The following is a 20287-nucleotide window of genomic DNA, read 5'->3' as shown; positions in this document are numbered from 1 at the left end:
ACGTCGCGCCAAGCCCAGCATTGCACGAGGCCCGCAACGTCCCGCCATGGAGGGTCGCTGAACCCGAGGCCGGCTAACTTTGATGGGTCATCCCGAAAGCACGACATCGTCACACTCCGGTGGTCAACGAAAGTCCGAGATGGGTCCGCGACGCGACCTTCGCGCGTCACTCGCAAAGGTCCGGAAGTGTGAAGGGTTTCGGATGCCGGCCGTCTACGAGGCGTGCGGAACCCGGGGTGTGGAGGTCGCGGCTTTGATCTATGGGGATTTGACGTTTTCGCGTCGCGCAACTTGGCTGCGGCGATGCGCCTGGCGGATGAAACCGATCCCGCCGACGGACGAGCAAGGCTCGCCAAGGCCGCGCATGCCACGGTGTGGCCGGTGAAGAGCGGGCGATTTCGGCGTGGTGAGTTGCGAGGTTCGTAGCATCGGGCCAAGGCGCACGAAGCTGACCACCCGCCGACGATGAGATCTCTCGGCGAGCATGCGGTGCGGTGACGAGCGGTTCGCGGTCATGGCATTCCGGATGGCGGTGCTCGGGCATCATTGCCGCGCTCGAAGGTCTCAATGATGATCATGCGGCCGCCGCAGCACGGGCATGGCTGTGAATAAGCGCTGAAGCGTGACCCCGGAGGCAAATCGCACCAAACACTTGATATTGCCATAAATTCTGGAAGAAGAGGGGTCACGATCGGTGCCGATCGTGACCCCTCTGCGGTGCCACAATTATACAAATCAAGGCGTTGTACAATATTCGGAAGGGGTCATGCTTCGGCCCTGAATCACAGTGTAACGTCATGGAAGAGCGGCTGAAGTTCATCGCCCGGCTGCTGGACGGCGAGAAGATGGCCGTGCTCTGCCGGGATTTCGATATCTCGCGCAAGACCGGCTACAAGATCCTCACACGCTACACGACAGCGGCCTGGACGGACCGATCGCGCCGGACGGCCTGCGGAGATTGGCAACCACGTCGCTGGTGGTGCTCGCAATCCACCCGAGAATGCTCGGACGCGGGGGACAAAAGCCCATGCGGAAGAAGCGGCTCCAGAGGGATGGGGTGGGCTCGCCTATGCTCGCGGCCTTGACTGCCGCGATATCATTTCAATGGCCGCCTCCGCCATCGGGCTTCGGGAGTTGCGGGAGGCTCCTCAGCCGATGAGCGAAATGGCAGTCTCAAGGGCATGCTCGATGGCGCGGTTGGCCCCCTCGCCGTCGGGCATGGCTCGGGAGATTCCAATCGCGCCAACCATCATGGCAACGATGCTCCATGCGCGCCGTTCGCGATCCGCTTCGGCTCCGCCAAGGACAGTCGACACTTTGCCGATCAGTTCCTCCATCTTGAGTCTGTACGCCTCTCGAACCACCGGGCTGGCGCGCGCGACATCGGCGCTCAAGGTCGGCATGACGCAGCCCACGGCGGGATTCTCCCGATGGTAGGCGCTGATGTACTCAAAGAGCCATTTCCTGAGAAGTTCTCGCCGCTCAGCGACGCTTCCGGTGTAATAGACAAAGGGCTTGCCGAGGCAAGCCTCGATGACGCCCTCCAAAAGCGCCTCCTTGTTCGGGAAATTGGAATAGAAGGCGCCCGACGTCACCCCAGCCGCAGCCGCGAGGCCATCCACTCCGATCCCGTTGAATCCATTCGTCCTGAGCGCCTGCGCTCCTGCCTCCAGGATTGCTTCCCTGGCCTTCGCCTTTTGGTCTGGCGGATATCTCATTCCCAATCTCCGAATTGGCCTTGAATCATAAAATCACGATCGTTATATAACGATCGTTATCCTACGCCACAAGCGATCGCTGTGCAATCGCAGGGCTCAATCGAAAGGAACATGGCTATGACGTTTGAAACTGCGACGACCAAAGCGATCGATGTGAGCGGCACATCCTTCGTGTATCGGGAATTCGGCGAGAAGGGCGACGTGCCGGTTGTCCTCCTCCATCATCTGACGGCCGTGCTTGACGATTGGGACCCCAGAGTGGTCGATGGCCTAGCGGCCGAGCACCATGTGATCGCATTCGACAATCGTGGCGTGGGCGGGTCCGGCGGCTCTACACCGACCTCGGTCGAGGAGATGGCGCGTGACACGGTCGCCTTCATCCGCGCGCTTGGACTGAGCAAGGTTGATCTGTTGGGCTTCTCGCTGGGTGGCTTCATTGCCCAGGTTGTGGCGCAGGAACAGCCCGACCTCGTCCGCAAGATCATTATCGCCGGCGCCGGCCCTGCCGGCGGCGAAGGCATCTCGAATATGGGCGCTGTTCTACAGGACGCCGTCGCCAAGGCCGGCGCCTCTGGCAAACATCCGAAGCACTTTCTGTTCTTTTCCCAGACAAGCAACGGTCAAGCCGCCGCGAATGCCTTCCTCGCCCGTCTGAACGAGCGCAAGGAAGACCGCGATGCTCCGATGAGCAATGAGACGATTGGCGCACAGCTCACCGCTATTCATGCCTGGGGACGGGGCGATCCGTCCAAACTGAGGGAGATCCATCATCCTGTCCTCGTTGCCAACGGCGACGATGACGTCATGGCGCCGACGATCAATTCGTTCGAGTTGGCGCGTCGGCTCCCCAATGCACAGCTCAGCATTTTCCCCGACGCAAGCCACGGCGGCATCTTCCAATATCACGCTGTGTTCGTTCAGCAGGCTCTCGACTTCCTTCGCTAACAGGAATGGCCGAGGCGGCAAACCTGTTCGCCGCCTCGGCCGATCATCAACAAACGTCCATCGTAAAATCGCCGTTCAATCAGATTTGAGAAAACATGTCTCAGGACTCGCACGCACGCCACCCGTTCCTCGATGACCTGACGCCCGACGCGGAATTCACGGGCACTGTTCTGCGCCGACCTATTTCTGGTCGGGAGAACATCAAGAAGTTCATCGGAACCGTAGCCACGCTCTACAAATCCCAAACACCAGTCTTTCTCGAAACTATCGGGTCCCGCAGCTTTCTTCAGAATGAAGCTGTGCTCACCAACGGAATGTCGTTGACCGGAGTGGCCGTCATCGAACGCAACGCCGATGGCGGGGTCCACCACGTGTCGGTCACCATGCACCCTCTAGGCCCGGCGCTCTCGCTGTCCGGCCAGCTCGGCGCGCTCGTCAATAATGAGCTCGGCGAAGGTGTCCTCCTCTGAAATTTCCACGATCAAGCAACGGATGGAAATTGGGTTGATCAGCGTTCATCCGCACAGTTTTCGAAAGGAGCCAACGATGCCCACCGCTGAAATGACATTCAGGCCGATCACGATTGAACACGTCAGAATAACCTCCAAGCGCCCTTTCAAGCAGGTGCGCGCCGGCATTGAGGCCGATCTCCCCAAGCTCGACGCGAATATCAAAGTCATGTTGAGCAGCGGCGATCAGGAAGGCATCAAGAAGTATGAAGAACACGGACCCAAGCTCTTCATGTTTCTCGATCGCGACCACGGCGATCTCTTGGCGATTGTCGGGCGTAGCGCAACGCCGTCCAATACGAGATTGGGAATCCAATCACCGCCTCGAAGATGACACGACACAATCTAGGCGCAGCGCTCTATGCGCCGCTCCGCGTCGCACTTTTTGAAACCGAAGCCGGGGAGGTCGTATTCGAATACGACAAACCTTCCACGCTCTTCGGCCAGCTTGAAGACGAACGGATCACGGAAGTCGGGCTCTACCTCGACCGAGAACTGGAAGCCGCACTCATGAAGGCGGCCGGCTAAACGGCAGTGGGCGCGCTCTTCATGCGTTTGAGCGCGCCCAGCTACCGCATCGCGCGCTTGACGCCTCTCACGACGACTGCTGGCTTCTGGCCTCGCTTGGCGCGTACCCGAAATGCGCCTTGAAGGCTCGGCTGAGGGCCGCGTCCGAAGCATAGCCGCTTCGATAGGCCGCTTCTGGCGTCGTACCCTTCGGTGAGGATGTCGGTGAGAGCGGGTTCGATCGACACCTCAATCTTGAGGTCGGGATAGCGCGCATTCAGATCAATCCCGGATTCGTTATTGAACGATCGTTCCCGAACGACTATATGCCGCTCATGGCAAGACCGCGGGAATTCGATATGGACGATGCGCTTGATGGCGCGATCGACGTCTTCAGCGAGCATGGATTCGAGGGTAGCTCGGCACAGATGCTCGTCGATGCGATGGGGATCGGACGGCAAAGCCTCTACGCTGCGTTCGGCGGCAAGTGGCAGCTCTATTGCTCGGCGGTGCATCGCTATGGGCTGGACGAGTGTACGAGGCATTTCGGTGCGCTGCGAAGCCGCGCTCGGGGGATCGATGGCATAAATGCGATGTTGCAACGCGTCGTCGAGACCGCCGATCAGCCATGCCTTGGCGTCAACTCGACCTATGAGTTCGGCGTGTCACGCCCCGACCTTGAGAAGATCAAAACGCTCCTTGGCAAAGGCCTGCGTGGAGCCATCGTAGCCCGCGTTCACGACGCGCAACGCGAAGGCGATATCGCTCCGAGCCTCGACGCGGAAGTAACCGCCGATTTTCTGATCGCCAACATTGCCGGCATCCGGGTCGCGGGGCGCGGCGGCGCCGACCGCGCGGCGCTGGCCAGCCTGGCCGACATGGCGCTGAGGGCGCTGCGGTAGCGCCCCCTTTTTTTAACCAATTATGGAACGATCATTCAAGAAAGGAGCACATCAATGAGAGCGGTTGTGATGAACGGTACAGGCGGCCAGGAGATGCTGGAGTAATGCCGAGCGCAAAGAAGCTACTCGGCATCTAGTGCAACAATGACAAACAGGATGAAGACATGACCAAGACGATATTCATTACCGGCACCAGTAGCGGCCTGGGTAAATTAACGGCGCTCCATTTCGCAAAGCGAGGCTGGAACGTGGCGGCTACCATGCGGACGCCGGAAAAGGAAAGCGAGCTGTCCGCATATGACAACATCAAGATTTTCAAGCTGGATGTAACGGATGTCCAGCAAGTGCAGGTAGCGACGGAGCAAGCCATCGCTGCCTTCGGGAAGATCGACGTAGTGGTCAACAATGCCGGCGCTGGCTCCTACGGACCTCTGGAGTTCGCCGAAGAAAGTACGATTGATTGGCAGTTCGCGCTAAATGTACGCGGCCCCATCAACGTCATTCGTGGTTTCTTGCCGCACTTCCGCGCCAATAAAGGTGGCATGTTCATAAACATAAGCTCGTTCATGGGCGTATTGAGTGCGGTGCCCACCGGCTCCCTCTACAATATGTCGAAGTTTGCCCTCGAAGGCCTCACGGAGGGGCTTTATTACGAGTTGAAGCCGCTGAATATCGAACTGCGCCTCATCGAGCAGGGTGGTTCGAAGGGGAACAATTTCCTGAATAGTGTGGTGTTCAACACGCATCCCGAGATCAAGGATTACGACGATGTTGTCGGCAAGGTGAATGCCATGTTCTCCGGAGTGACCGAAGACGCGCTGGACGATCCGCAAACGATCGTCGATGAGATTCATGCCTTGGCGACTGGCGAAAGCCAGAAATTCAGGACGCTTTTGGGGCAGGCGGGTAACGACTTGATGGCGCTTCGTAATGCGGTTCCGATTGAGGAATATCTGGCAAAGATTGCTTTGAACTTCGCATAAGCGGAGTCCGCCTCCTGGAAAGCCCTCCCACAAATAAGGAGACCGCCGACCGGATCCTGTCAGGCGGCATCGAGCCGCTCGGACTGTTCGGCGAACGGTCGAGGACCTTATCCGGCTAGCTTGAAGCGCGGCCCCTAAAGCCTGCTAGTCCACCGCGGTGGGTAAATAGTCGGCGGCGCTCACCGGATGACGCATGCGGGCGACCGCGAACTCGATAAAGGCACGCAATTTGGGCAGCGTCTGGCTGCGACTTGGGTGGTAGAGCGAGAGGCCGGGCACATCTTCGCCAAAAGCATCGAGCGCGGTCTCAAGCGCCCCGGTATCCAGATAGGGCATCACGAGCGAACGCGGCAGGCGGAACAATCCAACACCGCGCAGTGCCGCCCTGATGCACGAATCAACATCATTGATCACCAGCGGGCCTGTGACCGCAATGGTGACAGGCCGCCCCCGAACGACAAATCGCCAGTGGTCCGCACCACTCGCATCGGTCCGATAAAGGATGCAGCGGAAGCCGTGCAGATCTTCGGGGCGCACCGGCCGCCCTTGCGCCTTGAATACACTCGGCGTGCCCACCACAACAAACCGCTCGGCCGGCGTCAGACGAATGGAGACCATATCCATTTCGACGAAATCGCCGAGCCGTATGCCGGCGTCATACCCTTCCGCGACGATATCGATAGGACGATCCTCGCCAGTGAGTTCGAGCTGGATCTGTGGGTGGGCTGCCAGAAAATCGGGCAGCAGGCGGTTGATCAGCAACGGCAGGGCCGCTCGCGGCGCGTTGATGCGCAGCTTTCCCCGCACGTCGTCGCCCAACCCGCCGGCAGCGTCGATGCCGGCGCTCAACATATCCGCGGCCGGCCGCGCGTGGGCAAGAAGCCGTTCGCCCGCCTCCGTCAGGTTTACGCTTCTGGTTGTCCGCACAAAAAGAGGTGAGCCGACCCGCGCCTCAAGGTTCCGAATTGCTTGGCTCACAGCGGAAGGCGTCACCCCAAGACGCGCGGCCGCGGCCCGAAACCCCCGCAGCTCGGCAACGGCCAGAAACATGACCACGCCGTCCATGCGCGCGCGATCTATTGTGAAGTCTGGCTGCACAGGTCGTACCAATATAGGGCGATTATCAAACAATCATGCTCCCGGTAGGAAGAAATCACAAGGCATCAAGCCCAGGAGCAAGTCCATGCGTTCATTCCACATCAACAGCTTTGGCGGACCGCGCAGCCTGATCATCAAAGAGAGCGAGATTCCGCAACCGGGCCGAGGTGAAGTGCTGGTCCGCGTCAGGGCGTCGTCGCTCAATTTCCGCGATCTGCCATTTTTGCCGGCCAGTATCAGCCGCCCGTTCCAATGGGCCGCGTGCCGCTGTCGGATGGCGCCGGCGAAATCGAGGCTATCGGTGAAGGCGTCAAGCGCTTCCGGGTCGGCGACAAGGTCGTCAATTCCTTCCTTCCCAACTGGTTTGGCGGAACGCTGAACACGCAACACGAGCAGTGGGTCGTCGATCACGACGGCTGGCTGACGGAATACAAGGTGGTCAACGCGGAGATCCTTGTTCCCATGCCATCGCACATGAGCTTCGAGGAAGGCGCTACGCTCTCCTGCGCCGCGGTGACGGCATGGTCGGCACTTGCTGGTGTTCGCGCCGGCGATGTGGTGCTCACTCAGGGCACCGGGGGCGTGTCACTGTTCGCCGTGCAGCTGGCCGTTGCGCTTGGCGCCAGGGTGATTTCGACGACCTCCAGCCATGAGAAGGCGCCGTTGCTTCGCCGGCTCGGTGCGCACGCCGTCATCGATTACAATGCGACGCCGGAGTGGGGTGACGCGGTCCGCGAACTCACCAACGGCCGCGGCGTCGATCGCGTTGTCGAAGTGGGCGGTCCCGCGACCCTGCCCCAGTCGATGAAGGCCTCCGCGGTTGGCGGGGAAATCTCCATCGTTGGCATCCTGGCCGGGTATGAAGGTGGCGTCGACTTCATGACCATGTTCATGAGCCGGGTCGGCTTTCGCGCGGTGACGGTTGGAAGCCGCCGGGATCTCGAGGACATGTGCCGGGCGATGGAGCAGCATGGCATCCGGCCGGTAATCGACAGCGTCCATGCGTTCGACGACGCCAAGGCGGCCATCACCCACTACGGCGCGCGCAACATCGTGGGCAAGGTCGTCATCCAGCACTGATCCCCTGCCGGACTCAAAGGAACGCGGACGAGGCATGAACAACCGCGTTGTCAGCCGCACAGGCCCTAGTCGGAGAAACGCGAATGGTCGCCTATGTCATCTATATCCGCGAGCAAACACATGATCAGAAGGAGCTGAATATCTACGCCAGCTCCGTAGGATCAGTGCTCGAAAGGTTCCCAATGCAGGTCCTTGCCGCAAATGGCAGGCTGGAGGTGTTGGAAGGGCCAGCACCCGAGGCCGTGACGATCGCCGGATTTCCAACAATCGACGCAGCTTTGGCCTGGTATCGCAGCCCGGACTATCAGGCTGTCGCGCAGCACCGCTTCAAGGGCGCGTCCTATCGAGGTTTTGTCGTCGAGGGTCTGTGACGGCAAAAGCGTCATCGTGTCGGGCGATCGGATCTCGGTCGCTTCGCCTACGATTGGCGTGGCGCCAGCGGTGGTTTCGATCCTCTTTCTAAACGCGGGCCGCATCGAGGGTGCGAAGCTCCAAGAGGGCATCGGCCAGCGTCCGCCCCCCCAACAGGCGCACCACCGACTCATCGACCTCATCGGTCAAGTTCCCAAAGAATCGTTCGACATTACGAGTGACGACGCATCGGTGGGGGATATCGCTCCGTCCGGTCCACAGCCTCTTGTCGCCCATGGTCGCCCTATAGATTTCGCCGAGCGTGATCGCGGCGGCGTCGACACTCAGGCTCACACCCCCGTCTCGTCCCATGGTCGAACGAACAAGGCCCGCCTGGATCAGCGGCACCAACAATCGCCTGACGAAGGTTGGATTGGAATCCACCCCCTCGGCCAACTCAGCGGAACTCAACGGTTCGACCTCTTCGGCCTGAGCCAGCGCCAGGCTGAGCATCATCTGCAAGGCGGTCGGGAAACGGACATCGATCATCATCTGCTCCTGGTCGGTCAAATATGTATCTTTTACTCTTGCATATCAAGTTCAAGATATGTATCTATCATGGGATCATATTTTCTCAAGGAGACCTTCAATGTCTGACGAACGTGAAATTCAAGAGGTGATGGCGCGATACGTCCGGGCGGCCGACTACCGAGACGGAGCGGCAATGAGCAAGATCTTCCTGCCCGAAGGCAAGACTGAGATTTTCTACAACAATGCAGGCACGGCTGAGCTTCTTGGCGAGTTGGTCGGGGCGAAAGCCATCGGCGACGGCGTTACCAATTTGATGAAGCCGCATCCGCCGCGGGGGTGGAGCCATCACATCACCTCTGACTCAATCATCGAAGTGAAAGGCGACACCGCGACGCTCGATGTCCATTTTGTGGTGTTCAACGTTGTCGGTAAGGAGAAGCCTGAAGGCGGCTGGCCGGCAGGGGCTTTTGGTGCGCAAGGAACCATCACCCCGATCGAGAGTGGCTACTACCGGCCGATCCTGAAGAAAGTCGATGGGCGCTGGATGATAGCGCACAACCGCATCTATCACGACATCCCGTACGCCTTCTAGGAGAAGTATATGAAGGGCGTTTCTTATAGCCGCTTTGGGGGATCGGAAGTCCTCCAATACGGTGATTTGCCAGAGCCTAAGCTGTCGCAGAACGCGGTGATCGTCCGGATGAAGGCCGCGGCCATCAATCCGGCCGATATCGCGTTGCAGGCCGGTTTTGGCGAGAGCCTGATGGAGACGTGGTTTCCGGTCGTACCCGGATGGGACATCGCCGGCATCGTCGAGCGTGTGGGAGCAGGCGTGGTCGAATTCCAACCGGGCGATGAAGTCATCGCCTATACGCATCAGGAAATCCTACACAGCGGCACCTATGCCGAGCTTGTGAGCGTTCCGGTGGAACGCTTATGGCGAAAGCCGAAGAACGTTCCCTGGGGCGAAGCGGCCGGGCTCCCGCTTGCTGGTATGACTGCCTATCGCGCGGTGATTGATACATTGCGCGCATCCGAGTCGGATATTGTTCTTGTGCTCGGTGCTTCAGGAGGCGTCGGCTCGCTGGCGACCCAGTTGGCAGTAATGTCAGGAGCTACCGTCATTGGAAGCGCCTCTGCCTCACGCCAAACCTATGTGAAATCGATCGGCGCGGAACCCGTCCAGTATGGTGACGACGTCGCTGAACAGATCAGAAAGCACGCTCCGGCCGGCGTGACGGCCATCGTGGATTGCGCCGGCCAAGGCGCATTGGCTAAGGCTATGTCTGCAGCGGCGCCAGGTGCGCGCGTCTGCTCCATAGCAGATGGCGGCTCCGGGGTAACGACAGTATTTGCCCGACCGGATACCGGGATTCTCTTGCGGCTAGTTGATCTGGTTGAAGCTGGCTCGCTCCGGGTAACGGTTGCCGCCTCATTTGCCTTGGCAGATGCCGCAATCGCCCAGGACGCCCTGAAGGCAAGGGCCTGCGGACCAGGAAAGATCGTCCTCGTTCCCGAGGCCGCCTGACGAGATCGGACGTCACGCGGAGCTAACATTGTGCGCACAGATCTAGAACTGGAGTAACCATGCAAATCGGTCTGATTGGCGCCGGCAAAATCGGCGCCTGCCTCGCACGAAAGTTCAAGGATGCGGGGCATAGCGTGCGGATCGCCAACTCCCGAGGCCCCGAGACCCTCGCCGACTTGGCAAAGGAAGTCGGCGCGATGGCAGTGTCAGTCGTCGATATCGCTAAGCAGTCGGACGTCCTGATCATCTCGGTGCCGATGAAAGCTATCCAGCAGTTGCCGGCTAATCTGTTCGATGGCGCGCGCCACGACCTTATCGTGGTCGACACGGCCAACTACGCTTCCTTTCGTGACGGGCGCATAGAGTCGTTGGAAAAGGGCGTGCCCGAGACGAAGTGGGTCGCCGAGCAGTTGGGACGACCGGTCGTCAAGGCATTCAACAGCATCTCGATTGACAGCCTCCGAAAGCGGGGGCGCCCCAAAGGCTCGCCGGAGCGCATCGCCCTGCCGGTCGCAGGCGACGACCAGCGGGCCAAGAGCGTTGTGATCGGCCTCATCGACGAGATCGGCTTCGACGGGATCGACGCCGGCGGTCTTGACGCGTCCTGGCGCCAACAGCTGGGCAGCCCCCTCTACTGCACAGACCTCAGCGCTTCCCAGTTGAAGGAGGTCATGCAGGACCTGACCGCCGACGACCACGCCAAGCTCGGCGAGCGCCGCGACATGGCACTGACGCGGTTGGCGGAGTTGCGCAACGGCCTTATCACAGGAGACGTCACACAGCTGATGCGCTCGCTCGCCAGCTTGCCGGGGAGTCTGCGATCCAAACTACTTCAACGCAGGACAAAGCCATGACGACCGCCATCACTTTGGAAGCGGCAGGGCGACGATCTATGCGATCGGTCGGAGTTCCACGGGAACGCTACTTCACGTTCATGTGATGTTCCAGCCCCGCGACTTGAAAAATCGGCATATGCCGATAATTAGCGGCATATGCCATGATTAACACAGAGAGGCTAGGGTGACCCATTCCATAAATTCGATGATTTCCGTGATGCTTCGGCTGTCGGCTCCCGGTCGACGCTATCTCCGGGTGCCGGCCGCGCTCCTTTTTCTCGTCGTGGTAGTCGCATCGGGCGGACACGCATCCGCCGCCGCAGACGAAACCGAGGCCCGCGCCCTCTTTAAGAGATTCGTAGCCGCGCAGAATGCGCACAACGCGGACGATGTGAGAGCCATGCTCTGGAATTCGCCCAGCATGCTCTTGTTTTCGCGAGGTGTGGAAACGAGGGGGGCCGAGGCGGTCGCCGACCAGTTCAAGGAATATTATGCAGGCACATGGCACCTCAAACCCGACATGTCGAATTTTCGCGTAGCCGCGATCTCCAACGATGTAATGCAGATTCTTGTCCCCATCGTTTTCACGCGAGGCCTTCCAGGCGAGCCGCCTCAGGACAGCACGTTTCTGATCAGCCAAACGTTCGTTCGCGAGGCAACCGGCTGGCATGTGGCTTCCATCCTGCCGATCGCAAACACCCAACTCAAATAGCCGCGGCACGCGTCCAGGCAATGGACACGCCAAACCACATTCCATGCGAAGGAGAACCTCCGATGACCAGCCAGAATGAACTTCGGGTCGAGCATCAAAATCATGCTCTGGGCCAGGCAGGTCCGGTCGTGACAAGGGCAAGATTTGTCAACGTCGATGGCGCGCGCGTCGCATACCGGGTCCAGGGACAGGGGCCGGCCATTGTGCTTGTGAATGGGACGGCTGCGCTCGATGTTCATTGGGGTCCTGTGATTGGAGAACTGGGCAAAACCCGGACTGTCGTCAGTCTGGACTATTCCGGCTCCGGAGACACCGTGGATGATGGCAGCGCCCTCACCCTTCAGAAGCTCGCGAACCAGGTAAGGGCAGTGGCAGAGGCATCTGGAGTTGGCCGGTTCGATGTGATCGGACATTCGCTCGGGGCGTCGGTTGCGGTCCAGCTTGCTACCACAGCGCCGGATCTCGTGCGCTCGCTCGTTCTGGTGGCCGGCTTTCCGTCGGGTGCTGAGCCACGATTGCGGCTCGAATTCGAGCTTTGGCTCGATCTTCTTCGAACCAACCGCACGGCATTCCTCCGACTGCTCCTGCTCACCGGGCTTACGCCCGCGTTCATCTCGAAACTGGGCGTCGGTGCAGTCGAAGACATGATCACAGGATACATGCCATTCGCGAACTGGGAGGGCATAGAACGTCAGGTGACCCTCGATATGGTGGCGGACATACGCGATCAATCCAGAATGGTGACCTGCCCGACGCTCGTGGTCACCTGTGCTCACGATCAAATCGTAACAACCACACCGGAGCTCGCAACCTACATCCCCGGATCGGCTTGCAGGGAAATCAATGCCGGGCACCTCGCGTACTTCGAAGGTGCTCACGAATTTCTCGCGGCGACCGAAGCGTTCTTGAGCGGCGAGCGCAGATGAAATCCGACTGAGCAAAGACCAACTTGGTGTTGAGCATCGAGAGAGGCGATGCCGACGCCACGTTGGCGACCTGGGTCACACCGTCCTCCTGGCTGGCGAGCTGCATCGTCCAAAAAGTCACCGGCGCCGTTGCAACGGTTCGCGTCAACTAACCCTTGCTGTTCCCCGGCTTGCGATTATGGTTGGCGAGTTTTCTGAGGCGGCAGGGGAAACAGCATTTGCCTCGTCGATCAACTCGATCGCACCTGCTTGGTCTGATCGCGGCCGCGGTATACCGGTCTGGCTCTTCGCGGCCTATCTGCTGGTCCAGTATGCTGTGCATGAGCGGTCCCGCTTCGAACAGGACGCTCGCCAAACGGCCCGGCAGGTTTCGCTCGTCGTCGAGGGCGAACTGGCCAATCTCCAAACGACTCTCAACGGCCTGTCGAAATCGCCTGGTCTGGCCAATGGCGATCTGGAGGCCTTTCGCAGGGAAGCGCTCAGCCTGGTCGAAGGGACGGACCGGATCATTGTCCTTCGCGATTCAGGTCGCAATCAACTGTTGAATACAGAGATCGGGCACGGTGCAGTTCTGCCGCCGGTCGAACCGATGCCGGCGAGGGATCTGGAGAAACTCAGGGCGTCTGGCACTTTTGTCAGCGATGTCTTCGCCGGCAAGGGTTCCAAAGATCAGCGCATCGCCGTTGCCATACGGGTGCCGGCGCCGACGGGCGAAGACCTGGTCCTTTCAATTTCTGTCCCAACCGCGCGCATACGCGATGTGATGATGCCTGCTGTGCCTGAGGGGTGGACGGTTGGTGTTGGCGATCACGATGGAAGTTACGTGGCACGTTCCAGGTCGCATGAAGAGATGACCGGCAAGCCCGGATTGCCCGAATATCTCGAAAAAATCGTTGGCCGCTCCGGCAGCTTCACGTCCCGCAACTTCGAGGGCACCACGCTGCTGGCGGGCTACTACCGATCCTCTTATTCCGATTGGTTCTATACCGCCAACGTGCCGCTTTCTCAGGTGCAGGCGCCGCTGTGGCGTTCGCTCGCGGCGATTTGCGGGATCGGCCTCCTCGCCCTTTTCGTGTCGGCAGCTCTTGCCTACGTCGTAGGCAAACACTTCACCGGGGCCGCTAGAGATCTGGCGGCTCGCGCTGATGCGCTGGGCCACGGCCGCCCGGTTGAACCAATGTCCACCTCCGTGGAAGAGTTCGCTACCATTGCGCAGGCGCTGGTTGACGCAGAGCGCGCCATGGGCCGAATCCTGCCGCCCAGCGGATCTGACGGGAACGTCGACTCGGGGGCCCATTGACGCCCGGCAGGTTTGGGCCGTGTATGGACGGCTCTCCGTTGGCAAGGGTTCTATTTGAGCGCTCTGCAGTTGCTGGTTGGTGCGGCCATGTATCCGACCTCACATGATGATTCTCCAGTCAATGTTTTTCCATGGGTGTAATCCGAGGTGAGCTCTCTTCCTGCAGGGCCTGCCTGCTAACCTCACATCCGGCGGGATGATATCCCAACCACTGTCCCGCATTCGGGACGGGAGAGCTCCAAAGGAACGGCACCACTCTGTGAAGACGGCACTGAAGCACCACGCCGGACAACGGCGACGTTCCCTCGGTCACCGGGCTGCTTTGCCGTCGCAGAGCTGCCCGATCTCGATAATTATTATACGGCGGGCTTCATGGTCGCTCCCTCGGGTACGACACCATCGACGGCAAAGCGCCACAGAGCGATCAGCAACTTGCGAGCGAGGGCGACCACTATGACCTTGCGGACGCGGCGGCCAGTAGAGCCGGTGCGTTCCCGGAACCAGGCGACCTGGGCAGCACCAGGCTGGTAGCGTTGCCAGAGCCAGGCCAGCTCCACCATCACCGTTCGAAGCCGCCGGTTCCCGGCCTTTCCGATCCCTTGCTCGCGTTCCACCCCACCACTGTTGTAAGGCGTCGCAGTAAGACCTGCATAAGATCCGAGCGCTTTGGCATTAGCGAAGCGACGGACGAAGGCCTCGCGGACCAATATTGTGGCACTCTGCACCCCTATACCGCGGAGACTGCACAGCTGCTGGATCATCCGACTGGCATCATCCGAAGCGGGCACCTCCGCTACCGCATCGCGGTCGTGTTCCAGCGTGGCGATCTGATCGAGAACGAGCTCCAGCCGGCTCAGTAACCGTTCGATCTTGGCGAGGGCGTGAGGGTGGCATTGGGTCACCCAGACCGGTACGAAGGTCGGCCAGACGCCGCCGGCGGTTTTTCAGGAGCGGGTTGTAATCCTCGACGCCGAGCGTCGCGAGGACAGCACCGATCCGGTTGGCAAGGCTGACACGTTCGGACACGAGCTCTGTTCGTTCGCGGACAGAGCGCCGTGCATCCTCATCGGCTTCGTCAGGGATCGGTACCATGGAGCAGACGCGCGGTTCGCCGCGAAGCCACGCCAGCAGCGTACGCAGCAGTAACTCGGCGTCGATCCCGTCCGACTTTGCGCGACGCATGCGACGATCGACGGGCACGCTGGAAGGCTGGATGACATGGACCTCCACGCCTTTGGCAATCAGCCATCTGGCAAGCCAGAACCCGGACCATCCAGCTTCGTAGGTCGCAACCACCCGATCTACCGGGTGGCCGGCAGCAGCAGCACGAGCACGATAGCCATCGATTGCGGACTGAAGAGCAAGCTTATCTGGCTCAATGGCACGCTTCGCCTTGGTCTGCGGCAGGCCGGGCACCTGGGCGGCCAAAACCCAGTTTTTGTTGCTTAGTTCGATAGCCAGCACGAGCGTACGATCGTATTGGACAACTTCTGCGCCGTTGAATGATTGCGACATGATCAGGCCTCCAGAGTTTGAAATGGCGCAGTCTAATCTGCCTGCGCCGCAAATCATGGGATCTGTAGGTGCGGCTCTTCATATGCCGCTGGCCATAATGCCATTCGCGCGGCTCAGGTCCCGATCGAAAGCTCGCACTCGAAGGTGCACGGCCCAGTTGGGTTCTCCTGATCCGGCGGTATCAACCGGCTTTGTGCATTAGCTCCTGTCCGCCCTTTCCAACCTCGTCGGCGTTCGCTCGCCTTGTCTCGTTCTATGCGATGACTGGCTCCCTGCAGCGCTCGCCGCTCGTCATCAACGCCCAGACCATCCGGGCGGTCTTGTTGGCGAGCGCAACCGCTGCAACCTTGGCCGTTCGCCGGGTCATCAGCTGCACGAGCCATGGCCGCCTAGTCCCGTTCCGCTCGGCATAACGGATAACCGCCATCGCGCCGACCACGAGCATCTGGCGCAAGTAACGATTGCCGGCTTTGGAGATGCTGCCGAGCTTCTCCTTGCCTCCGCTTGAGTTTTGCTTCGGCACGAGCCCGATCCAGGCCGAGAGGCAGCGCCCCGACTTGAAAGCGTGCGCATCGGCGATGGTCGCCACGAACGCACTCGCCAGCAACGGGCCCACGCCTGGTATCTCCATCAACCTGCGACCAAGCTCGGTCTCTCTCGCACTCGCCCGGATCCTTCGATCATTCTCGAGTATCTGCGCCTTCACGACCATGAGCTGCGCCTCGAGCATCTGCAGGCAGAGCCGTGCGTCAGCTGGCACCCTCGGGTCGTTCTCGTCGTTGATGACGGCAAGCAGCTGCTCGATCCCGCCCCGCCCGATCGGCGCCACGATACCGAACTCCGAGAGATGCGCCCGCAACGCGTTCGAAAGCTGGGTACGCTGGCGTTGAGCATCAAACGAACCCGGTGCAACATCATCACACTCTGCTGCTCGGGCGTCTTCACCGGCACGAAGCGCATGGTCGGCCGGGTCACGGCCTCGCAGATGGCCTCAGCATCGGCCGCATCGTTCTTCTGCCGCTTCAAGTAGGGCTTCACATACTGCGCAGGAAGCAGCCACACATCATGGCTTCGTGCAATCAGTTCTCTAGCCCAATAGTGCGAGGAGCTGCATGCCTCGATCCCGACTAGGCATCGGGGCAGATTCTCGAACAACCCCAGGACCCGCCCACGGGTCAGCTTCCTCCGGATGACAACCTCGCCAGCCGCATCCACACCGTGCACTTGAAAGACCGACTTCGCGATATCCAGACCAATCGTCGTAGCAATGCCCACGGCAGCTCTCCTCCAGCTCTAGCCCCGCGACTATAGCCGCGAGGGGGTGGAGAGCCGTCCACCGCATCAAAAGCGGACTGTCCGCTAAGGCTGAGTTCTGTCCATAAGCTGCCGTTTAGGACGAGCGAAAATCCGCTTGCATCCGCGCTCCTTGCCCTGAAGACTGGCCCTCAGAAAACGGCAGCGACAACTAGCTCGGCCTCAGCCCTCTGCTGATCCTCTAAGCGAGACGCCCGCCGCATGTGCGGATTGGATCATTGCTTGGATATTCCTCGCGACTCAGACATCGCCATGCTCACCGCCCGACTGGTCCACGCAGACCATTCGCTGGCTTTCCGTCCAAGCCGCTCGAGATTCTGTCAAGATCGGACAAAAGGGGGCAATTTCGGCCAATCCGATATCCGCGCCCGCGCGCTAAAATCGTGCGTAATGGCCGGACCAACCTCCCAACCGAGGACTTGGATCGAATATGATTGCAATCGGCAGTGACACGCTCAGTGCAAATGGGATTCGCCAGAACTTCATCGACGCCGGTGCCGGCGCGCCGGTCGTGCTCCTGCACGGCTTTACTGAAATCAACTACGCCTGGCGCAATCAGATCCCGGTGCCCGGCGAATTGTATCGCATCATCGCCCCGGACCTTCGTGGCTATGGCGAAACCGTCAAGCCTGCGGGCGGATATGACAAGCGCACCCTTGCGGGCTTCATCGCGGCGAATGAGGGATGGCGTGCCTGCGAAGCACCACCGCCATGAATATTCGGGAGCGCAAGACCCTGTGGCGTCGCTGAGGCAGGCAATCATCGAGGAGATCCCTCGGCTGCGCCGCTACGCGCGATCGCTGCTGCGCGACCGCGACGCGGCGGACGACCTCGTGCGGGATTGCTTGGAAAAGGCGCTGTCTCGTATCGAGAGTTGGAGATCGGGCGAATCGCCGCGACGCCGGTTGTTCACGATTATGCACCAACTCTTCGTCGAAGAGCTGCGTCGCACCAAGCGCCATGTCCATGCCGAAGCGCTGATGCCCGAGAAGATTGACGCGGTCGCCGCTCCGGCGCGGCAGTCCGATAAGATCGCCTCGGCCGAGGTGCTGTCGGCCCTGCAGCAGATTGCCCCAGAGCGACGCGCCGCGCTGACGCTGGTCGCTGTTGAGGGCCTTTCTTATGGCGACGCAGCGAATGTGCTTGGCATCGCGCTCGGCACGCTTGCGTCGCGGGTTGCAGGGGGAAGAGAGGAACTGAGATCGATTCTGGACGACGCCTCGCGTCGATGAGCACGGGGTCGAAGGGTCGATGAGCACGGGGTCGAAGGAATGAGCGGATGTCAGAGCACGACCAAGTTGGCTCCATCTTGATTATGACGTTGTTGCCTCAAACTCTGCCATGCAGCCTTCCGAAGTCCCGCATGCCGGAAAGCCCCAAAAGTCCAAGAAGCCGCAAGAACCTACAATAAAGATGGGAAGGACGCCCTTAATCAGAAGCCGTGCCGGACAGCCCAGCGCACTGTCGAGATGGAGCCATCAGTGACAAGCGAATTTTCCCTCCCCCTCTCCCGGCGGCAGGCCCTCGTGGCTGGGGCGACCGCATCTCTCGTCATGGCCGCGCCGTCCCTCGCCGCAACCAAAAAGCACCCAAACACGCCCAATGGAGCAGTTCCCATGACCGAAGAGTACGTAAAGACAAAAGACGGCGTCGACATATTCTACAAAGATTGGGGTCCGAAACACGCACAGCCAATCGTGTTTCATCATGGCTGGCCACTGTCTTCAGACGACTGGGACACCCAGATGCTGTTCTTCTTGGCAAACGGCTATCGCGTCATCGCCCACGACCGCCGCGGTCACGGCCGTTCCTCGCAGGTCAGCGAGGGTCACGACATGGATCACTACGCAGCCGACGCGGCTGCAGTGTTCGAGCATCTCAACCTCAAGAACGCCGTCCACATCGGACATTCGACAGGCGGAGGCGAAGTGGCCCGTTATGTCGCAAAATTCGGCGAGCCACAGGGCCGCGTGGCCAAGGCCGTCTTGGTGAGTGCTGTCCCACCGCTGATGCTGAAGACAGACGCCAATCCAGGTGGTCTGCCGATCGAAGTCTTCGATGGCCTACGCAAGGCCCTTGCGGACAACCGCAGCCAGTTCTTCATCGACCTGCCGACCGGGCCATTCTACGGCTTCAACCGTCCGAATGCGAAGACGTCGCAGGGGCTGATCCAGAACTGGTGGCGGCAGGGCATGATGGGCAGTGCGAAGGCCCATTATGAAGGGATCAAGGCATTTTCGGAAACGGACCAGACCGAAGACCTTAAAAGGATCAAGGTCCCTACGCTCGTGATGCACGGCGACGACGACCAGATCGTGCCGATCGACGATGCTGGCAAACTATCGGTCAAGCTCCTGAAAAACGGCACTATCAAAATTTATCCGGGCTATCCGCACGGCATGCTGTCGACCAACGCCGACACTATAAATCCGGATCTGCTTGCCTTTATAAAGAGCTAAGCCGACACCCTGCAAGAGACCGATTGAAGAGCAGGAAACGATCTTCCTGCGCATCCCACCGGCTTGAAACGGTACCACCAAAAAACTGCACGGTAGGTCCGTGAGTATTTCGAGAACCCAAGCCGAGAAGACGACCACCACGTCGAATCATTATTCCGGACCCAACTTCGTCTTCCCTCATGGCTACGCCCGTCTCGACTTCACCGATCTGTTCGCTTCCCCAGTCCGGAAGAGCCGGGCAAGTCGATCCCCGTCATGGACATACATCCTTCGGTCGGCGTGAACCCGCCGGGACATCAGCCCTCGCAAGGCATACCGGCGTCGCCGAAGCGGACTCTTCGACAATTATTTATACCCCGGCCGCCATCCGACGGTTGGGAACTGAAACGGAGGTAATTTCCATGAAAATCAAAACTGTTTGCTTGAGCGCCGTGGCGGCAACTGTACTCGCAGGCGCAGCACTTGCCGGCGCCCTTGATGAGCCGGCGATGATGGCGCCCTTCTTTACGGACACAACCATGAAAACCATGAAGCCCGATCCTGAAATGATGAAAGTGTGGAAGGGCATGTCCAAGAGCGACCAGGACAGCATGATGCAGTAATGTAACGATGCGGCGATGAGCAAGCCATACGCTCCATTCTGCGAAAAGCTTAGGGCGTTTGGTGGCGCCAACAAATAGCGCGCCTAAGAACGAGCGGCAGGAATGCGGGTTTGGTGCGCCGATCTCCGGCGGGATTGTTCCCTGGACGGACATGCAGGGAACAGTGCCCGCGGAGGCCGCGTAGCCGTTGCGGTTAGCACACTTGAACAGATGTTCCGCAAGCCTGACGGTACCTTACCGCGGCTGCGAGTACCGCATCCGCGAGCGGAGTGGGTGCTCCGCGCGGGCGGAGCTTACCGGAGTGGGAGCTGAGTGGGTCGTGCTACGGCCGACTGCGTATCCTCGCACGGATTAAAGCGAAGGGCTGGAACGGCCGATAAACGACATTGGTTGTGGTGTTCGCGAAGGTCTGGAGATGTGCTACCGCGACCTCCAGTGCGGTCGTCACAAACGTCCGCTTTTAGGCAGTGG

General features: G+C 60.1%; 21 protein-coding genes and 3 pseudogenes. 19 read left to right on the top strand and 5 right to left on the bottom strand.

Features of this window, described 5'->3' with window-relative positions:
- Positions 1-797: 797 nt before the first annotated feature.
- Positions 798-944, top strand: a pseudogene (locus tag LHFGNBLO_RS14605) (helix-turn-helix domain-containing protein); the annotation flags it as partial.
- A gap of 204 nt (positions 945-1148) precedes the next feature.
- Here the strand turns inward: LHFGNBLO_RS14605 and LHFGNBLO_RS14600 are convergent.
- Positions 1149-1718, bottom strand: a complete 570-nt coding sequence (locus tag LHFGNBLO_RS14600; protein ID WP_258608442.1) for a TetR/AcrR family transcriptional regulator — start codon at positions 1716-1718, stop codon at positions 1149-1151.
- Between the two features lie 111 nt (positions 1719-1829).
- Here LHFGNBLO_RS14600 and LHFGNBLO_RS14595 point away from each other — a divergent pair, with 111 nt between their 5' ends.
- The 6 genes from LHFGNBLO_RS14595 to LHFGNBLO_RS14570 all read left to right on the top strand — a co-directional run bounded on the left by LHFGNBLO_RS14595 (position 1830) and on the right by LHFGNBLO_RS14570 (position 5564).
- Positions 1830-2663, top strand: a complete 834-nt coding sequence (locus LHFGNBLO_RS14595; protein ID WP_413774719.1) for an alpha/beta fold hydrolase — start codon at positions 1830-1832, stop codon at positions 2661-2663.
- 95 nt (positions 2664-2758) lie between these two features.
- Entirely contained in the window at positions 2759-3133 is a 375-nt protein-coding gene (locus tag LHFGNBLO_RS14590; protein ID WP_258608440.1) for a hypothetical protein, read from the top strand.
- Between the two features lie 76 nt (positions 3134-3209).
- Positions 3210-3506, top strand: coding sequence for a hypothetical protein (locus tag LHFGNBLO_RS14585; RefSeq protein ID WP_258608439.1), 297 nt, complete (start codon positions 3210-3212; stop codon positions 3504-3506).
- A complete protein-coding gene (locus tag LHFGNBLO_RS14580) occupies positions 3503-3700 on the top strand; it encodes a hypothetical protein (protein ID WP_258608437.1) in 198 nt (65 codons plus the stop codon). Before LHFGNBLO_RS14585 ends, LHFGNBLO_RS14580 begins: the two co-directional genes overlap by 4 nt.
- Before the next feature lie 314 nt (positions 3701-4014).
- The gene (locus LHFGNBLO_RS14575) at positions 4015-4581 is read left to right on the top strand and encodes a TetR/AcrR family transcriptional regulator (protein ID WP_258608436.1); all 567 of its coding nucleotides are present in this window, start codon (positions 4015-4017) and stop codon (positions 4579-4581) included.
- A 164-nt stretch (positions 4582-4745) separates the two neighbouring features.
- A complete protein-coding gene (locus LHFGNBLO_RS14570) occupies positions 4746-5564 on the top strand; it encodes an SDR family oxidoreductase (RefSeq protein ID WP_258608434.1) in 819 nt (272 codons plus the stop codon).
- A gap of 144 nt (positions 5565-5708) precedes the next feature.
- Here LHFGNBLO_RS14570 and LHFGNBLO_RS14565 read toward each other — a convergent pair whose 3' ends face one another.
- Positions 5709-6695 (bottom strand): LysR family transcriptional regulator, encoded by a 987-nt coding sequence (locus LHFGNBLO_RS14565; protein ID WP_258608433.1) that lies wholly within the window; start codon positions 6693-6695, stop codon positions 5709-5711.
- Between the two features lie 219 nt (positions 6696-6914).
- Between LHFGNBLO_RS14565 and LHFGNBLO_RS14560 the strand changes: the two genes are divergently transcribed.
- Together LHFGNBLO_RS14560 and LHFGNBLO_RS14555 are read left to right on the top strand one after the other, a co-directional pair.
- Positions 6915-7742 (top strand): zinc-dependent alcohol dehydrogenase family protein, encoded by an 828-nt coding sequence (locus tag LHFGNBLO_RS14560; protein WP_258608431.1) that lies wholly within the window; start codon positions 6915-6917, stop codon positions 7740-7742.
- Between the two features lie 83 nt (positions 7743-7825).
- Positions 7826-8113: a DUF1330 domain-containing protein gene (locus LHFGNBLO_RS14555; protein WP_258608430.1), complete on the top strand. Its 288-nt coding sequence runs from the start codon at positions 7826-7828 to the stop codon at positions 8111-8113.
- 88 nt (positions 8114-8201) lie between these two features.
- On the opposite strand, the gene LHFGNBLO_RS14550 is transcribed toward LHFGNBLO_RS14555, so the two are convergent.
- Positions 8202-8663: an RrF2 family transcriptional regulator gene (locus LHFGNBLO_RS14550; protein WP_258608429.1), complete on the bottom strand. Its 462-nt coding sequence runs from the start codon at positions 8661-8663 to the stop codon at positions 8202-8204.
- Between the two features lie 37 nt (positions 8664-8700).
- On the opposite strand from LHFGNBLO_RS14550, the gene LHFGNBLO_RS14545 reads away from it, so the two are divergent.
- From LHFGNBLO_RS14545 to LHFGNBLO_RS14520, 6 genes are all read left to right on the top strand, one after another.
- Positions 8701-9216, top strand: coding sequence for a nuclear transport factor 2 family protein (locus LHFGNBLO_RS14545; protein ID WP_319944222.1), 516 nt, complete (start codon positions 8701-8703; stop codon positions 9214-9216).
- Between the two features lie 9 nt (positions 9217-9225).
- The gene (locus LHFGNBLO_RS14540) at positions 9226-10152 is read left to right on the top strand and encodes an NADP-dependent oxidoreductase (protein ID WP_258608427.1); all 927 of its coding nucleotides are present in this window, start codon (positions 9226-9228) and stop codon (positions 10150-10152) included.
- A 59-nt stretch (positions 10153-10211) separates the two neighbouring features.
- Positions 10212-11006, top strand: coding sequence for an NADPH-dependent F420 reductase (locus LHFGNBLO_RS14535; protein ID WP_258608426.1), 795 nt, complete (start codon positions 10212-10214; stop codon positions 11004-11006).
- 166 nt (positions 11007-11172) lie between these two features.
- Complete coding sequence (locus LHFGNBLO_RS14530; RefSeq protein ID WP_258608425.1) at positions 11173-11700, top strand: YybH family protein; 528 nt, start codon at positions 11173-11175, stop codon at positions 11698-11700.
- A 62-nt stretch (positions 11701-11762) separates the two neighbouring features.
- Positions 11763-12626 carry an alpha/beta fold hydrolase gene (locus LHFGNBLO_RS14525; RefSeq protein WP_258608423.1) on the top strand — a complete coding sequence of 288 codons (864 nt, stop codon included), beginning with the start codon at positions 11763-11765 and terminating at the stop codon, positions 12624-12626.
- A gap of 178 nt (positions 12627-12804) precedes the next feature.
- Positions 12805-13926 carry a cache domain-containing protein gene (locus LHFGNBLO_RS14520; RefSeq protein WP_258608421.1) on the top strand — a complete coding sequence of 374 codons (1122 nt, stop codon included), beginning with the start codon at positions 12805-12807 and terminating at the stop codon, positions 13924-13926.
- Between the two features lie 356 nt (positions 13927-14282).
- Here the strand turns inward: LHFGNBLO_RS14520 and LHFGNBLO_RS14515 are convergent.
- Both LHFGNBLO_RS14515 and LHFGNBLO_RS14510 read right to left on the bottom strand, forming a co-directional pair.
- Positions 14283-15441, bottom strand: a pseudogene (locus LHFGNBLO_RS14515) (IS110 family transposase).
- 253 nt (positions 15442-15694) lie between these two features.
- Positions 15695-16716: pseudogene (locus LHFGNBLO_RS14510) on the bottom strand (IS110 family transposase).
- Positions 16717-17185: 469 nt separating this feature from the next.
- Here LHFGNBLO_RS14510 and LHFGNBLO_RS14505 point away from each other — a divergent pair.
- The 4 genes from LHFGNBLO_RS14505 to LHFGNBLO_RS14490 all read left to right on the top strand — a co-directional run bounded on the left by LHFGNBLO_RS14505 (position 17186) and on the right by LHFGNBLO_RS14490 (position 19816).
- Positions 17186-17470: an alpha/beta fold hydrolase gene (locus LHFGNBLO_RS14505; protein ID WP_258608420.1), complete on the top strand. Its 285-nt coding sequence runs from the start codon at positions 17186-17188 to the stop codon at positions 17468-17470.
- A 22-nt stretch (positions 17471-17492) separates the two neighbouring features.
- Complete coding sequence (locus LHFGNBLO_RS14500) at positions 17493-17987, top strand: sigma-70 family RNA polymerase sigma factor (protein ID WP_258609729.1); 495 nt, start codon at positions 17493-17495, stop codon at positions 17985-17987.
- Between the two features lie 237 nt (positions 17988-18224).
- Complete coding sequence (locus LHFGNBLO_RS14495) at positions 18225-19214, top strand: alpha/beta fold hydrolase (RefSeq protein ID WP_258608419.1); 990 nt, start codon at positions 18225-18227, stop codon at positions 19212-19214.
- Positions 19215-19615: 401 nt separating this feature from the next.
- The gene (locus tag LHFGNBLO_RS14490) at positions 19616-19816 is read left to right on the top strand and encodes a hypothetical protein (protein ID WP_258608417.1); all 201 of its coding nucleotides are present in this window, start codon (positions 19616-19618) and stop codon (positions 19814-19816) included.
- Positions 19817-20287: the final 471 nt, after the last annotated feature.

Source organism: Mesorhizobium sp. AR10, from assembly GCF_024746795.1.
Lineage (GTDB): Bacteria > Pseudomonadota > Alphaproteobacteria > Rhizobiales > Rhizobiaceae > Mesorhizobium.
The sequence above is the reverse complement of the archived record's forward strand: the minus strand, read 5'-3'. Positions and strand labels throughout refer to the sequence as shown.

Bases quoted from the DNA above. Each gene is read 5' to 3' on its own strand.
- LHFGNBLO_RS14595 (WP_413774719.1), top strand. From the start codon at position 1,830: ATGGCTATGACGTTTGAAACTGCGACGACCAAAGCGATCGATGTGAGC.
- LHFGNBLO_RS14505 (WP_258608420.1), top strand. From the start codon at position 17,186: ATGATTGCAATCGGCAGTGACACGCTCAGTGCAAATGGGATTCGCCAG.
- LHFGNBLO_RS14590 (WP_258608440.1), top strand. From the start codon at position 2,759: ATGTCTCAGGACTCGCACGCACGCCACCCGTTCCTCGATGACCTGACG.
- LHFGNBLO_RS14520 (WP_258608421.1), top strand. From the start codon at position 12,805: ATGGTTGGCGAGTTTTCTGAGGCGGCAGGGGAAACAGCATTTGCCTCG.
- LHFGNBLO_RS14535 (WP_258608426.1), top strand. From the start codon at position 10,212: ATGCAAATCGGTCTGATTGGCGCCGGCAAAATCGGCGCCTGCCTCGCA.
- LHFGNBLO_RS14545 (WP_319944222.1), top strand. From the start codon at position 8,701: ATGTATCTATCATGGGATCATATTTTCTCAAGGAGACCTTCAATGTCT.
- LHFGNBLO_RS14575 (WP_258608436.1), top strand. From the start codon at position 4,015: ATGGCAAGACCGCGGGAATTCGATATGGACGATGCGCTTGATGGCGCG.
- LHFGNBLO_RS14570 (WP_258608434.1), top strand. From the start codon at position 4,746: ATGACCAAGACGATATTCATTACCGGCACCAGTAGCGGCCTGGGTAAA.
- LHFGNBLO_RS14585 (WP_258608439.1), top strand. From the start codon at position 3,210: ATGCCCACCGCTGAAATGACATTCAGGCCGATCACGATTGAACACGTC.
- LHFGNBLO_RS14490 (WP_258608417.1), top strand. From the start codon at position 19,616: ATGAAAATCAAAACTGTTTGCTTGAGCGCCGTGGCGGCAACTGTACTC.
- LHFGNBLO_RS14555 (WP_258608430.1), top strand. From the start codon at position 7,826: ATGGTCGCCTATGTCATCTATATCCGCGAGCAAACACATGATCAGAAG.
- LHFGNBLO_RS14600 (WP_258608442.1), bottom strand. From the start codon at position 1,718: ATGAGATATCCGCCAGACCAAAAGGCGAAGGCCAGGGAAGCAATCCTG.
- LHFGNBLO_RS14540 (WP_258608427.1), top strand. From the start codon at position 9,226: ATGAAGGGCGTTTCTTATAGCCGCTTTGGGGGATCGGAAGTCCTCCAA.
- LHFGNBLO_RS14495 (WP_258608419.1), top strand. From the start codon at position 18,225: ATGGAGCCATCAGTGACAAGCGAATTTTCCCTCCCCCTCTCCCGGCGG.
- LHFGNBLO_RS14580 (WP_258608437.1), top strand. From the start codon at position 3,503: ATGACACGACACAATCTAGGCGCAGCGCTCTATGCGCCGCTCCGCGTC.
- LHFGNBLO_RS14560 (WP_258608431.1), top strand. From the start codon at position 6,915: ATGGGCCGCGTGCCGCTGTCGGATGGCGCCGGCGAAATCGAGGCTATC.
- LHFGNBLO_RS14525 (WP_258608423.1), top strand. From the start codon at position 11,763: ATGACCAGCCAGAATGAACTTCGGGTCGAGCATCAAAATCATGCTCTG.